This is a genomic window from Ruegeria atlantica (assembly GCF_013032005.1).
Taxonomy (GTDB): Bacteria; Pseudomonadota; Alphaproteobacteria; order Rhodobacterales; family Rhodobacteraceae; genus Ruegeria; species Ruegeria atlantica_A.
Window position 1 is genome coordinate 365,768 of record NZ_WQBE01000002.1, and the last position, 14,895, is coordinate 380,662.

12 protein-coding genes are annotated in these 14,895 nt (G+C 57.4%); 6 read left to right on the top strand and 6 right to left on the bottom strand.

The window, feature by feature from the left end:
• Positions 1–106 precede the first annotated feature (106 nt).
• Together GOX21_RS07665 and GOX21_RS07670 are read left to right on the top strand one after the other, a co-directional pair.
• Positions 107–1,324 carry a BCCT family transporter gene (locus tag GOX21_RS07665; RefSeq protein ID WP_437436467.1) on the top strand — a complete coding sequence of 406 codons (1,218 nt, stop codon included), beginning with the start codon at positions 107–109 and terminating at the stop codon, positions 1,322–1,324.
• Positions 1,325–1,562: 238 nt separating this feature from the next.
• Positions 1,563–2,030 carry a hypothetical protein gene (locus tag GOX21_RS07670; RefSeq protein ID WP_170376677.1) on the top strand — a complete coding sequence of 156 codons (468 nt, stop codon included), beginning with the start codon at positions 1,563–1,565 and terminating at the stop codon, positions 2,028–2,030.
• Between the two features lie 181 nt (positions 2,031–2,211).
• Here GOX21_RS07670 and GOX21_RS07675 read toward each other — a convergent pair whose 3' ends face one another.
• The 4 genes from GOX21_RS07675 to GOX21_RS07690 form a co-directional block, all read right to left on the bottom strand.
• Positions 2,212–2,499, bottom strand: a complete 288-nt coding sequence (locus GOX21_RS07675) for an HU family DNA-binding protein (RefSeq protein ID WP_170349467.1) — start codon at positions 2,497–2,499, stop codon at positions 2,212–2,214.
• Positions 2,500–2,629: 130 nt separating this feature from the next.
• Positions 2,630–4,093: an AMP nucleosidase gene (locus tag GOX21_RS07680; RefSeq protein WP_170376680.1), complete on the bottom strand. Its 1,464-nt coding sequence runs from the start codon at positions 4,091–4,093 to the stop codon at positions 2,630–2,632.
• Complete coding sequence (ade, locus tag GOX21_RS07685; RefSeq protein WP_170376682.1) at positions 4,090–5,892, bottom strand: adenine deaminase; 1,803 nt, start codon at positions 5,890–5,892, stop codon at positions 4,090–4,092. The genes GOX21_RS07680 and ade overlap by 4 nt, the downstream gene beginning before the upstream one ends.
• 144 nt (positions 5,893–6,036) lie before the next feature.
• A complete protein-coding gene (locus tag GOX21_RS07690; protein WP_170376684.1) occupies positions 6,037–6,912 on the bottom strand; it encodes a LysR family transcriptional regulator in 876 nt (291 codons plus the stop codon).
• A 116-nt stretch (positions 6,913–7,028) separates the two neighbouring features.
• Between GOX21_RS07690 and GOX21_RS07695 the strand changes: the two genes are divergently transcribed.
• Together GOX21_RS07695 and GOX21_RS07700 are read left to right on the top strand one after the other, a co-directional pair.
• Positions 7,029–7,784, top strand: coding sequence for a class II aldolase and adducin N-terminal domain-containing protein (locus GOX21_RS07695; protein WP_170376687.1), 756 nt, complete (start codon positions 7,029–7,031; stop codon positions 7,782–7,784).
• A gap of 11 nt (positions 7,785–7,795) precedes the next feature.
• Complete coding sequence (locus GOX21_RS07700; protein WP_170376690.1) at positions 7,796–8,785, top strand: sterol desaturase family protein; 990 nt, start codon at positions 7,796–7,798, stop codon at positions 8,783–8,785.
• 4 nt (positions 8,786–8,789) lie between these two features.
• Here GOX21_RS07700 and GOX21_RS07705 read toward each other — a convergent pair whose 3' ends face one another.
• Positions 8,790–9,422: a class I SAM-dependent DNA methyltransferase gene (locus GOX21_RS07705; RefSeq protein ID WP_170376693.1), complete on the bottom strand. Its 633-nt coding sequence runs from the start codon at positions 9,420–9,422 to the stop codon at positions 8,790–8,792.
• 90 nt (positions 9,423–9,512) lie between these two features.
• Here GOX21_RS07705 and GOX21_RS07710 point away from each other — a divergent pair, with 90 nt between their 5' ends.
• A complete protein-coding gene (locus GOX21_RS07710) occupies positions 9,513–10,358 on the top strand; it encodes an SDR family oxidoreductase (RefSeq protein WP_170376699.1) in 846 nt (281 codons plus the stop codon).
• A gap of 3 nt (positions 10,359–10,361) precedes the next feature.
• Here GOX21_RS07710 and GOX21_RS07715 read toward each other — a convergent pair whose 3' ends face one another.
• A complete protein-coding gene (locus GOX21_RS07715) occupies positions 10,362–11,978 on the bottom strand; it encodes a GMC family oxidoreductase (protein WP_170376702.1) in 1,617 nt (538 codons plus the stop codon).
• A 397-nt stretch (positions 11,979–12,375) separates the two neighbouring features.
• On the opposite strand from GOX21_RS07715, the gene katG reads away from it, so the two are divergent.
• Positions 12,376–14,577: a catalase/peroxidase HPI gene (katG, locus tag GOX21_RS07720; RefSeq protein WP_170376705.1), complete on the top strand. Its 2,202-nt coding sequence runs from the start codon at positions 12,376–12,378 to the stop codon at positions 14,575–14,577.
• The last annotated feature ends 318 nt before the right edge of the window (positions 14,578–14,895 follow it).

The window sequence follows — 14,895 nt, forward strand, 5'->3', positions numbered from 1 at the left end:
AGCGCCCCTTGCCAAAAAACCACACCTTTGGGGCAAGCGTGAAAACTGCGACGTTTTTATTGATTGACCCGCCAATTAAAGATAAATGCGAAAAATCTGGCTGATTATGGGAGGTTTGTCAGTGCTTCTGGAATACATTCTGTCTTTTGGCGTCCTATTGGCTTTGGGCCTGGTCGCTTTCTTCGTAGTGAAATGGTGGAATCTGCGCTGCGTCGGTGTGACGCCTGTTCATCTGTTCACCTTCATCGCGATCCTGTTCACATCCGGTCTGGATGTCGGCCTGATCATGTTCCCGCTGACCGAGTTCGGCGGCTATGCCGAAGATCCAGCCTATGCCTTTGCCAATCCGCTGGCGATCGAGTTCGGCTTCTGGGGTTTTCTGATCTGGGCCTTCTATTTCCTGACCGCGTTCTACTTCTGCGTGATCGAACCGCGGGTCAAGTTCTTTGAGATCCCGCTGGTCAAGCTGATCAACAACGTGGTGATCATCGGCACCTGCGCCTTTACCGCCAGCCTGTTCCTGATCTACCTGCCCGGCTACCTGCCCGAGGTCGGAGACGGCGAATCCGTGGTCACCACCTTCTATGTCATCGTATTTGTGGTCATTCTGGCGGCGGCCTATTCGTCGACCGACCTGAAATACGTGCGTATCCTTTCGGTGGGCTCGACCTTTCTGTTTCTGGCGCTGATCCTTGGCATGTGGGTTGCAGCTGGCATGGGCTTTACCGGTTTTGCGGAAACCAGCAGCAATATCGGGGCCTATTTCGCCAACCTGCACAAATTCGTCCTGCCGCTGACCGACTATCACGCCTTCTACCTGTTCTGGTGGTTTGCGTGGTCGATCATGATTGGCCAGTTCACCTCGCGCTTTGTGGGTGGGTTGAAGACCTGGCAATTGCTGGCGGCACTGCTGATCTTCCCGTCGATCCCGTTGGCGATCTGGTTCACCGTTCTCTACTACTACCACCTGAACGGCATCAGCACCGCAGGCATCACCAACATCGCGATGGTGATTGTGGGCGTGACCTTCGTGATCAACTCGCTGGACTCGCTTATTAGGCTCTATACCGACAACCTGAACATGACGGTCGAGCGGTTTGGCAAGGCGATTTATGTCGCAGGCAATGTCGTGCTGCTGTTCGTGCTGACCCTGTTGTTCCAGAGCCAGTGGTTGCAGATCCAATGGATCGGAGCGGTGGTCGTCGGCCTGTACCTGGCCTGCGTGGTCTATATCCTGATCGCCAAGCGCAAAGAGGTACTGAGCATCGATTCGATGCCTGAAGACCGCGATCTGGACTTCCACAAGGTTGAGACGGTTCACTGATCAACCATGAAATAGAAACACATAAGGGCGCTTCGGCGCCCTTTTTTTGATGGCTTCTATTCATGGCAGTGTCTGCAATGCGGACAAAGCGACAATTGGCTGCGACGAATCCAAAGGCCGCTTCCGGAAATGTGTCTCTTGTAATCTCTGTAACTTGGTATTCGGTTTATAGGGGCGCTAGTGTGCTTTGCATGATTGTCGTGTTGACCAGTCTGGGCCAGTCAACCAAGGTGATGATATGGTTAGAACATTGGTTTCACTTTGGATCATTTTTGCAGCGGCTTCTGGCCCGGCTTACGCCGACAACGAACTGCCAACACCGGACATCATCTCATGCCTGAAGGGAATTGAACCTTTGGATTTGCGCTATCGTGGATGGATGCAGCAGCAGTGTGTTGGCGTAGCTGGAGACATCTGCGTCCATATCGACAGTGAAACAGGCTCATGCTTGTCCGATTTAGTTGCATCGATGCGGAAATTTTATGACGAGCTCATGCCACTTCTGCCGCCTGAGATTCAAGGCAGTGGATTTCGGGCGCGCGGATACAAACGCGCGTTAGTGAGGGCACGGGACACGTTCGATAATGTTCCCGCGTGCGAAGGGCTAAGCGACTACGAATACACCACATGCGAATTCATCGAGCTTGGAGCGGCCACGACCGATTTATTCTATCGGGCGCGGTTGGCGGATGTGGCGATACCTTAACGGGGACGGAATCGAATATCAGTAGTTTCGTTCTTGGTTCCGGAATAAAACCAGACATTCGTACGACGTGAAGCATCAGGTAGTTTGGGCTCAAAGCGGACAAGCGGGATCGAACAAATTGGCTCAAAGAAAAAGGGCCCCCAACCGGCGGCCCTCAATCGCTTGTCCGTAAAAACTGGGATCAGCCGTTCACGCTGTCTTTCAGAGCCTTCGCGATGGTCATCTTGACCACCTTGTCGGCCTCTTTCTTGAACTGCTCGCCGGTGGCGGGGTTGCGCACCATGCGCTCGGGGCGCTCGCGGCAGTAGATTTTGCCAACACCGGGCAGGGTTACCGCACCACCAGCCGACACTTCGCGGGTGATCAGGCCGGTCACGGCCTCAAGCGCAGCGTTTGCAGCTTTCTTGTCGGTTCCCATTTCCTCAGCGAGAGCAGCAACCAGCTGAGTCTTTGTCATAGGCTTTGCCATTTCTTGGTCTCCTTAACGTGCCCGATAAATAGGGCCTCACCGCGTAACTGTAACGGGATATTGTGGGCGAACACAACGAATAGTAGCGTCGAAAACCCTAAAAATAGGGGGATTTCGTTGCTTTTTTGCTTCAGAGAAAGGCCGTTTCGTCAAATGAACGCAATTTCCGGCTGTGCAGACGCTCTAACGGCATGCCGCGCAGGTGTTCCATCGCACGGATTCCGATCGCCAGATGGCGGCTGACCTGAGTGGTATAGAACGCCGACGCCATCCCGGGAAGCTTCAATTCACCATGCAGCGGTTTGTCGGACACACACAGCAATGTGCCGTATGGAACCCGGAACCGATAGCCATTGGCGGCGATGGTGGCGCTTTCCATATCCAGCGCAATCGCGCGGGATTGGCTGAGGCGTTGGACTGGGCCGGACTGGTCGCGCAGTTCCCAGTTGCGGTTGTCGACCGAGGCGACGGTACCTGTCCGCATGATCCGCTTGAGTTCATAGCCTTCCAGTTCGGTGACTTCGGCCACGGCGCGTTCCAACGCGACCTGAACCTCGGCCAGGGGCGGGATCGGCACCCAGACGGGTAGGTCGTCGTCCAGTACCTTGTCTTCGCGTAGATAGGCATGGGCCAGCACAAAATCCCCCAATGCCTGCGTGTTCCGTAACCCGGCGCAATGGCCCACCATCAACCAGGCATGCGGGCGCAGGACGGCAATATGGTCGGTGGCTGTTTTGGCGTTCGACGGCCCCACCCCGATATTGACCAGAGTAATCCCGGACCCATCCTCGCGTTTGAGGTGATAGGTCGGCATTTGCGGCAGTTTCAGGGGTTGGTCCAATGTGCCATCTGGCGAGGTGATCTCGACATTTCCGGTTGAAACAAAGCTGGTATAGCCGCTTTCCGGATCGGCCAGCTGTGATCGGGCGTAGTTTTCGAATTCAGACACATAGAACTGGTAGTTGGTGAACAACACGTGGTTCTGGAAATGGCTGGGATCGGTCGCCGTATAATGCGCCAGCCGTGCCAGCGAATAATCCACCCGTTGCGCGGTGAACAAGGCCAGCGGGCCGTGATCCCCTTCGTGATCATGAACCCCGTTAACGATGTCATCATTGGTTGTTGTCAGATCCGGCACGTCGAACACATCGCGCAGCGTAAACCCGGCTGCTCCCTGATGCGGAACCACCAGGTCGGGATTGTTGGCAACAGCGAAATGCACCGGGATCGGCGTGTCCGACGCACCGATGGACACTGGTTGGCCATGGTTGCGGATCAAAAGGGCGATCTGCTGCGTCAGGTAGGAGCGGAACAAATCAGGACGTGTCACTGTGGTTGCATGAGTGCCGGGTTCAGAGACGTGACCAAAGCTAAGCCGGCTGTCGACCTGAGCATAGGTCGCCGTTTTGATGCGAATTTCCGGGTAATAGGCTCTAAATCGTTCGGTCGGTGTCTCCCCTTCTATTGCCTTGGCAAAGCTGTCGCAGAGGAATTGGGTCGCCTGATCGTAAATCTGTTTCAGACGAGCCACCGCCGCCGCGGGATCAGTAAACTTTTCGGGTGTAGGAACGTCGGGTGTTCTGATTATTGTCATGCAAGGGGTTCCAAAAGGTCGATCTTTTCAAAGGTCCGCACATCCACCAGCCCAAGGTCTGAAATCCTCAATTCGGGAATCACGACTAAGGCCAGCAGCGAGTGCTGCATATACGCGTTGTTCAACTGGCAGCCGCAGGCCTGCATCGCCGCGACCATCTGTTCTGCTTTCGCCGCCACTTCAGTCGCTGGGCTATCCGACATCAGGCCTGCAATGGGCAGTTCCACCAGTGCCAGTTCCGCGCCATCGCGGAATATAGTGATGCCGCCACCCACCTCGGCCAAACGGTTTGCTGCCAGTGCCATCTGGTCACGGTCGGTGCCGACAACGATCATGTGGTGACTGTCATGCGCCACAGTCGAAGCCATCGCCATTTTGCCTTGATATCCAAAGCCCGAGACAAAGGCGTTTGTCACCCCCCCGGTGGCGCGGTGGCGCTCGACCAGCGCGATCTGGCAGACCTCGCCTTCGCCTTCGACCAACCCGCCGATGATTGGCAGCTCGCATTTCAGCGCCTTTGTGGGGGCCTGATTTTCCACAACGCCAATCACATTGGCCTGCACACGATTGGCACCTGCGGGGGCATTGATTTCGAAATCCGCACCGGTCAGTGCGTGCCCCAAATGTACGGTGTCGCGCGCAGTACTCGGCCAGTTCAGGTGCGGGCAATCCACTGAAATTGCGTCCTTTTCGGCGGCAATCTGACCGCGGGCAATGACCATCTCGATGGGCAGCTCCGTCAGGTCCGAGCTGAGAATAATATCCGCTCGCCGTCCCGGAGTGATCGAACCGATCTCACGCTCCAACCCGAAATGGGTGGCCGTGTTGATCGTTGCCATCTGCAAGGCCACCAGCGGATCGCAACCACAAGCAATTGCATGGCGCACAACCCGATTCATGTGTCCGTCATTGACCAGGGTGCCGGAATGACAATCATCGGTACACAGGATGAAATTGCGCGGGTCCAATCCTTTATCGGTGACCGCTGTGATCTGGCTTTCCACATCAAACCAAGCCGAGCCCAGCCGCATCATCGACCGCATGCCCTGCCGCACGCGGGCAATGGCATCGGCCTCGCAGGTGCCTTCGTGATCATCCGCTGGTCCGCCGGCCACATATGCTGCAAAATCAGGCCCTAAATCAGGCGAAGCGTAATGCCCACCGACTGTTTTCCCGGCTCGCTGAGTCGCCGCGATTTCAGCCAGCATCTTTGGATCGCCGTGAATAACACCGGGGAAATTCATCATCTCGCCCAGCCCGATGATGCCCGGCCAGTTCATGGCCTCTGCCACATCCTCAGCCGTAATCTCATAACCTGTGGTCTCAAGCCCCGGTGCCGACGGCGCACATGACGGCATCTGCGTGAAGATGTTCACCGGCTGCATCAGCGCCTCATCATGCATCATGCGCACGCCGTCCAGCCCCAGCACATTCGCAATCTCATGCGGGTCGGTGAACATCGAGGTGGTGCCATGCGGAATCACCGCACGGGCAAACTCAGCCGGGGTCAACATCCCCGATTCGATATGCATATGGGCGTCGCACAGTCCCGGCAGCATATAGCGACCATGTGCTTCGATGATCTGCGTGTCGGGGCCAATGCAATGGGACGCGTCGGGCCCAACATGCGCGATGCGCCCGGCGGCAATGGCAATGTCGTGATCGGGTAGGGTTTCGCGGCTATGTACATTCACCCAAGTGCCGCCGCGAATGACCAAATCTGCGGCCTCCCGTCCCGCGGCAACGGCAATCAGTTTAGGGGCGACATCGGGCCAGCTTGGGAAAGGTGTGTATTCCATGGCTCAACTTTCCTGAATGCAGAGAAAGGTTCAACCCCCACCGTACAGCTGTCATGAAACCGTCACGCAGCGCGTCAGCGCTGCCGGACCCAACCAGAGGAAGTGCCGCACAGCGGCAGTGACGATGGGCGGGAGTACCCCTTATCAAGGCTGCGCGTCTGCCTCCATCTCGCGGCGCAACCAATCTGCAAAAGCCAGCGCCCCCGGGGTTCCTTCGGCTTGGGGTGACAATAACAGGTAATAGGCTTCGGACATTGGAGCGCGATGGGCAAAGGGAGCCACAAGCCGCCCCTGTTCGATCAAGCCGCGTGCAATAGTGTCGTGGGCCAGGCATAGCCCCCCGCCTGCCATCGCGACGGACAGGCTGACCAAATAGGTTGTCGAGTAAGTGATGGGCGGATTTCCCCAAATTAGAGCCTGTTCTTCGGCCCAATTTGCCCAGTTTGACAGCAGATTCGAACAATCGAACAACGGCTGTAGTTGCAGCGTGTCCAGCATCACTTCATAGCCTGGCGCACAGACTGGGTAATAATGATCGGTCCGCAGCAATTCCGTTCGCACCGTATCGGATGGGCGCAGAGAAAATCGGATTTCCACGGCGGCCCCTTCGGCCATCTCCCGCGGCTCCCATAATTCGGTAAAAATGTTCAGTTGGACTTCTGGGTGTGCCTCGCGGAATCGCGGCAGGCGTGGGGCCAGCCAATTGACGGCAAACGTGATGTTGCTTTGCACCTGAACTGCGTTTTGCTGCGCGCCTGTGACGGCTTGCGTGCCGCGCACCAGCGTTCGAAACGCCTCGCGCACCACCGGCAGATAGGTGATGCCGGCCTCGGTCAGTTCCAGCGCGCGCGGGCGGCGCAGGAACAGGGGCTGGCCCAGATATCCCTCCAACGATTTGATCTGCTGGCTGACCGCGCTTTGGGTCATGTTCAGGTCGCGGGCAGCGCCGGTGAAGGATAAGTGGCGCGCAGCGGCTTCAAATGTGCGTAACCACCCCAGCGGAGGAAGCTGTTTCTGCATTCGCATAATCCTGCCATTAGCTCAACTTATGAATTAGGTCTGTTTTTTTCGTTGGTCAATTTTTTAAAGCGCAGGCAGGCTTTTCAGCAGCCCCAACCACCCTATCGGAGCCCGCAATGACCGTCACAAACCTGCGCCCCAATATCGACCACTGGGAGGACCGTGTAGATCTTGCCGCCACCTTTCGTTGGACAGAACGTCTGAACATGCATGAAGGCGTCGCCAATCATTTCAGTCTGGCAGTGAATGAAGATGGCACGCAGTTTCTGATGAATGCCAATCAGATGCATTTTGCCCGTATCAAGGCCTCGAATCTGTTGCTGCTGGATGCCAATGACCCGGACGTCATGTCCCAGCCCGGTGCGCCTGACCCAACCGCGTGGGGATTGCATGGCTCGATCCACCGCCATTGCCCGCATGCACGCTGTGTTATGCATGTGCATTCGATCTTTGCCACCGTTCTGGCCTCGCTGGCCGACAGTCGCCTGCCGCCGATCGATCAGAATACGGCCACCTTCTACAATCGCTATGTGGTGGATAACGAATTTGGTGGTCTGGCCTTTGAAAGTGAAGGTGAGCGCTGCGCGTCAATGCTGTCGGATCCGCAGAAGAAGGTCATGATCATGGGAAACCATGGCGTGTTGGTGATCGGAAGCGATCCCGCGGATGCGTTCAACCGGTTGTACTATTTCGAACGCGCGGCCGAAACGTATATCCGTGCGCTGCAAACCGGCCAGCCGTTGCGCGTGTTGTCGGATGAGATTGCCGAAAAGACGGCACAGGAACTGGACGAGTATCCCGACCAGGCCGATGCGCATCTGCGTGAAATCAAGGCTCTGCTGGATGCCGATGGCTCAGACTACGCCTCATAAAGGGTAATGCTATGACTGATTCCACTCAGGACCCCGAAGCCGCCCGCTGGAATTACCACCCCGAGGGGCCAGTGGGATTGAACCCGTTGTTCAACTGGCCCCCGCGCCCCGCTGCCGTGCTGAAATGGTACAGCTGTGCCTGGTTGCAGATCACGTCGCTGACGCTGTGCTTGGTGCTGGCGGTGACAGCCTATGCGCTCTTTTTCCCAGGGTTAGAGACGATGAAGAGCTTCGCACCCGGCTGGATGTTCCGCATTTGGCTGCTGAACATGGTGCCTCAGATTCTAATTGCGGGTGGTCTGCACTGGTGGCTGTACATGCGCAAAGGGCAGGGCATGTACAAGAAGTTTGATCGCCGCGACCTGACCCGCAGCAACGGCACGTTCACTTTTCGCAACCAGGTTTGGGACAATATCTGGTGGACGCTGGGCAGCGCGATGACAGTCGCGACAGTGTATCAGTGGATCATCTACTGGGCCATGGCGAACGGCTATGTGCCCACCGTAACCTGGGACAGCGCGCCGGTCTGGTGTGTGGTTTGGCTGGCTTTTATCCCAATGTGGTCGGGCTTGCATTTTTACTGGGTGCATCGTCTAGAACATCACCCCAAGCTGTATAAGCACGTGCATGCAGTGCATCACCGCAACGTAAATACGGGGCCGTGGTCAGGCATTTCAAACCATTGGTTCGAAAACTTCCTATATTTCACCACCTACTTCATCCACTTGATCGTGCCCTCGCATCCGCTGCACCTGCTGTTCCATGCCTATTTCCAACAGGTCAGCCCGGTCCTGTCGCATTCCGGATTTGAAAAGCTGCGTGCCCGGGAAACCGATGCCGCCCGCGCAGGGGACTTCTTCCACCAGCTGCATCATCGGTATTTCGAGTGCAACTACGGCACCTCTGAGATTCCGTTCGACAAGTGGTTTGGCACCTATCACGACGGCTCTGCCGAAGCGACGACGCGGACGCGCGCTTTCAAAAAGCAGATGTATACCTGAAAGGTCAGCTCCGCTCGAACAAGGCGATCAGAGCGGTGTCATCCTTGTTGGGGCCTGCGGCGAGGTCCCCATAGATTCGCACCTCAGGCAGGGTCAGGTTTCGAATCTGGCCCTGCGCCAGTTTGTGCAAGGTTTCGGCAAAGCCCATTTTCTCATAGTGTTTTGCGTTGATCGACAGGGCGAACTGTGCGCCGGGGCGGGCAATGCGCAGCAGGGCGAGCAGGGCCTCGGGTCCCAGATGGCCGTGGGTGAAAGTGCCCGAGGATACGATGCCCGCATAGCTGTCGCGCGGGACCGGGATACCCTGGTTCAGATCGGCCTCAATCGCGTCGCGGTAGATATCCTTGCGCATGGCCTGATCCAGCATTTCGGCGCTGATGTCCGTGGCATCAATTGGCCCGACGCCCAGACCGGCCAGAACCGCACCGCACAATCCTGTGCCTGCGCCCACATCCAGAACCGGGCCTTGCCCACCCGCGCTCACAAAGGCACGGGCCGTGTGGATGTGCAGTTGATAGTCTTCCAGCGCGGCAAAGGAATCGTCATAGTCCCCGGCCCACTCGGCATAGAGCCGTTTGTGTTCTTCCGGTGAGTCTAGGGCATAGGCTGCGTGCAGATTGGGCGTTTTGTCACTCATACCCAAAAGAAAGGCGCATTGAGGGATTCGAATCAAGTATTCCGGCGCAATTGCTTGCATCCGCCGGGATTGCGGATCATCTAAGGCGCCATGACAGGAACTCTTTTTTCGTTCGGGCATGGATATTCGGCGCAAGCCTTGTCCCAGCTACTGAATCCACAAGGCTGGCGCATCTACGGCACCACACGCGACCCGGCCCAATCCCCCGCTATTCGCGCATCCGGAGCAGACTCGCTGGTCTGGCCAGGGCAGGTGCCGAATATGGACGGGGTGACGCATTTGCTGATTTCGACGGCGCCGAAAGCGAACGGAGACCCGGTGCTGGCGGCCTTGCAGGATGAGATTGCCGCGCGGGCCGCGCAGTTTGAATGGGTTGGATATCTGTCGACGACCGCAGTCTATGGCGATCATCAGGGTGCATGGGTGGATGAAACTACCCCGCCTGCGCCCACGGCTGAGCGTGGCAGATGGCGGGTGAAGGCTGAACAGCAGTGGATGAGCATCCCTGATCTGCCCACACATATTTTCCGGCTGGCGGGCATCTATGGTCCCGGTCGCGGTCCGTTTTCCAAGCTCAAGCGGGCGGGGATGCGGCGTATTATCAAGCCCGGTCAGGTGTTTTCGCGCATTCACGTCGCGGATATCGCACAGGTTCTGGCCGCCTCGATGGCCGCGCCCAACCCTGGTGCCATATATAACGTCTGCGATGATGAGCCGGTGCCACCGCAGGATGTGATTGCCTATGCCGCTGAGCTGCAGGGCCTGCCCTTACCGCCAGAGGTGCCGTTCGACGAGGCTGATCTGACCCCCATGGCCCGCAGTTTCTATAACGAAAACAAGCGGGTCAGGAATGATCGGATCAAGGACGAACTGGGTGTACGTCTGCTTTATCCTGATTACCGCACGGGACTTGAGGCCCTGATGAAAGACACCTGACGCTCAGCCAGCAGCCTTGATCAGTTCAGCGGCCTTTTCGGCAATCATGATGGTGGGCGCATTGGTGTTACCGGACACCAGCGTCGGCATAACCGAAGCGTCGATCACGCGCAGCGCATCGATACCGCGTACGCGCAATTCCGGGTCGACCACGGCCATGTCATCCAAACCCATTTTGCAGGTCCCGACCGGGTGATAGATCGTGTCGGCGCGATCGCGGATGTGGTTTTCCCAATCGGCATCGGTTTGCGCGGTTTCGGTTCCGAACATTTCCTTGTGCCGATACTTCTTCAGCGCCGGGGCCTGAATGATGTCACGCGTCATCCGCGCGCCCTTGATCAGTGTTTCCAGATCACGGTCGTCAGACAGAAACGCTGGATCAATGGCAGGGGCGGCGAATGGGTCGGCGCTGTGCAGCCCCACCGTGCCCCGGCTTTCGGGACGCAATTTGCAGACGTGACAAGTAAAGCCGTGACCGTAATGCAATTTGCGGGCATGGTCATCAACCAACGCAATGGTGAAATGCAGCTGAATATCAGGCCGATCCAGATCAGGCGATGTTTTCAGAAAAGCCGCCCCTTCGGCAAACGGCGTGGCCGCCATTGACACGCCGGTCTTACGCCAACGCAGCAGGTGCCGCAGCAGGTTCACCGATGCGGTCGCCCCGATCCCGAAATTGTCAGTGTCTTTTGTTTTGTAGGACAGAATGAAATCTAGGTGATCCTGCAGGTTCTGGCCAACGCCGGGCAGGTTATGGCGCACCGTGATGCCGTGTCGGGCAAGGTCCGCGCCATCCCCAATTCCTGACAGTTGCAGCAATTGCGGAGATTTGAGCGCACCGGCACAAATCAGCACTTCTTGTCTGGCCGTAACCGCGATGTCGGACCCTTTGCCTTTTTTCTTGTAGATCACGCCACTCGCGCGCTTGCCGTCGAATGTCAGCTCTTTTGCCACTGCATGAGTGATGACTTTCAGGTTCGGGCGGTCCATCACCGGAAAGACATAGGCCGCAGCTGCTGAACAACGCTCTCCATTTCGGGCCGGGTCGTGAAATTGGGTCACTTGGTACAGGCCGACCCCTTCATTGTTGCCACGGTTAAAGTCATGCGTGCGGCGGTGCTGCAATTGTTCGGCTGCGCGGATGAAATCATGAGTGATCGGGCGCGGCTCTTTTTGGTGTGAAACCTGAACCGGACCGCTGTCACCATGCAGATCATCGGCTCCGTCCTCATTATTCTCGGATCGTTTGAAAAAGGGTAGCACGCTCTCCCAATCCCAGCCGGTGCAGCCCAGATCGGACCAGCCGTCATAGTCCTGACGCTGTCCCCGTATGTAAAGCATCGCATTGATGGCACTGGACCCACCCAGTGCCTTGCCGCGCGGCTGATACCCCCGGCGTCCGTTCAGGCCCGGCTGCGGCACGGTCTCGAACGCCCAGTTGTTGATCTTTGGCCGCCCGGGCAGGGCAGCGACCACGGCCGAGGGCATACGGACCAGAATACTGTCGCCACGACCGCCAGCCTCAAGCAGGCAAACGCGGGTGTTTGGGTCGGCGCTGAGGCGATTGGCCAGTACCGAACCCGCGGACCCGCCGCCAACGATGACGTAGTCGAATTCCATCTTGACTCCCTCAGTGCCGGATCGGGCATGGCTATGCCTGTAACTTTTCGTGGGTCTGACTGTGGCGCAGCGATCGAAAAAAACAATTGGCGCTATTGGGATGTGACCCAAGGTTATTTTGTGGTGCTGCCGGTGAACGGGTCAGAACGCGGTGGATTATGAAAAATCCATAATCATTTCCTATCGCATTCATCATTAAACAAAACTTTTATGCATGATTTTGATTTGCTACTTCTGGTGGTGACAAGACCAAAGAGTCGCCGATCCCCCCGAGCGAAAAACGCGTGCCCCTGGGCGCGCGTTAAGGGCGGGTAAAGGTGTCATCTGCATGAGTTCTTGATCGACCAAGTTTGAACCGTGCGAACCTGCCGGAAATTAGCCAGGAATGGAGATCGATATGGATGGAAGTGATAACCCCAAAACGGGCGGATGCCCGGTGATGCATGGCGCCGGAACCCGGTCAAACCGGGATTGGTGGCCCAACCAACTGAACCTGTCGATCCTACACCAGCATGCGCCCGCGTCGAACCCGCTTGGGGGCGATTTTAATTACGCGGAAGAGTTCAAGAAGCTGGACATGAAGGCGCTGAAGGAAGACCTGTACGCGCTGATGACGGATTCTCAGGATTGGTGGCCGGCAGATTACGGTCATTACGGTGGACTGTTCATCCGGATGGCCTGGCACAGCGCCGGAACGTACCGGACCGCAGATGGCCGTGGTGGCGCGTCGACCGGCAACCAACGCTTTGCGCCGCTGAACAGCTGGCCGGACAACGGCAACCTGGACAAGGCGCGCCGTCTGTTGTGGCCAATCAAACAGAAATACGGCAATCAGATTTCCTGGGCAGATCTGATTATTTTGGCCGGTAACTGCGCCATCGAATCCATGGGTGGCAAGACTTTTGGCTTTGCCGGTGGCCGCGAAGACATCTGGGCACCCGAAGAAGACATCTATTGGGGTACGGAAACGGAATGGCTCGCTCCGACAGACAACCCTCACAGCCGCTATTCAGGCGAGCGTGATCTGGAAAACCCGCTGGCCGCCGTGCAGATGGGTCTGATCTATGTGAACCCTGAAGGCCCCGACGGGCAGCCTGATGCGTTGGCCTCTGGTCGTGACATCCGCGACACGTTTGGTCGGATGGCAATGAATGATGAGGAAACCGTCGCATTGGTTGCCGGTGGTCACACCTTTGGTAAAGCGCACGGTGCAGGTGATCCCGATCTGGTTGGACCGGAGCCCGAAGCTGCCCCGATCGAGGAAATGGGCTTTGGCTGGATCAACAAGTTCGGTTCGGGCAAAGGCGACGACACCACCACCAGCGGGATCGAAGGGGCGTGGACTGCGAACCCGATCCAATGGGACAATGGCTATTTCGACCTGCTGTTCGGCTATGACTGGAACTTGACCAAAAGCCCCTCGGGCGCCTGGATCTGGGAACCGGTCGGCGTGAAAGATGAAGATATGGCCCCCGCGGCGCACGATCCGTCGAAAAAGGTCAAGACAATGATGACCACGGCGGACATGGCGATGCGCATGGACCCGATCTATGGCCCGATCTCAAAGCGGTTCCACGAGAACCCGGAAGAGTTCGCGGACGCCTTTGCCCGTGCCTGGTTCAAGCTGACCCACCGCGATATGGGCCCGCGCTCGAACTATATCGGTGATGAGGCCCCGACCGAAGAGTTGTTGTGGCAGGACAATGTACCGGCCGTGGATCACGACCTGATCGATGACGCGGACGTTGCTGACCTGAAGGGCAAGATCCTGGCAACCGGCCTGTCGGTCTCTGAACTGGTGTCGACCGCTTGGGCTTCGGCCTCGACATTCCGCGGGTCGGACAAGCGTGGCGGAGCCAATGGGGCCCGTATCCGTCTTACGCCGCAGAAAGACTGGGACGTGAACGAACCGATGAAGCTGTCCAAAGCGCTGGATGCGTTGGAAGGCGTTCAGAAAGCGTTTAACGATGCGCAGTCGGGCAACATACGGGTCTCTTTGGCCGATGTGATCGTTCTGGGCGGCGCAGCCGGTATTGAACAGGCCGCAAAAGCGGCTGGTCATGAGGTTCAAGTGCCGTTCGCCCCGGGCCGCACAGATGCGACGCAGGACCAGACGGATGTCGAGTCGTTCTCGGTGATGGAGCCAATTGCAGACGGCTTCCGGAACTACCAAAAGTCCGACTACAGCGTATCGCCCGAAGAGCTGTTGATCGACCGGGCGCAGCTGCTGGCTCTGTCAGCCCCGGAAATGACGGCGTTGATTGGCGGGCTTCGGGTAATGGGCGCGACGTTCGGCGACACATCACATGGTGTGTTCACTGACAACGTCGGCACGCTCAGCACCGATTTCTTTACCAACCTGCTGGACATGGGTACCGAGTGGAAAGCTGCGGGCAACGGCGTCTATGAAGGCCGCGACCGCGCCAGCGGGGCGGTCAAGTGGACCGGAACACGTGTTGATCTGGTCTTTGGGTCAAACTCGCAACTACGAGCGCTGGCCGAGGTCTACGGTCAGGCCGATGCCGGGGGCAAATTCGTCTGCGACTTTGTCTCGGCCTGGAACAAGGTGATGAACGCGGATCGCTTCGATCTGTCGTAAACACGCGACTAACGTAATGATTGCGCCGTTCGAAGAGACTCGGGCGGCGTTTTCTTTGGCCCAGCCCCGGACGCATACCAAGCATTGGGTACGATTCCGCCCATAGACCAACCCTTCCCCCAATTTCAGTGGCCTGTAAGCGGGTTTTTTCCACGAATTGTTAAGTTAACTTATTGATTTTATTAAGGTGGGTAAGTTTCTGCGGGGAAAAGCGAAGTTTTTTCAAAATGGGGGTTGCAGGTCCCAGACCTAATCCGTAAATACCCCTTCACCGGCGCTGCTGAGGCGGTGTTGGGACGCTGGAGACGGCGGAGACGC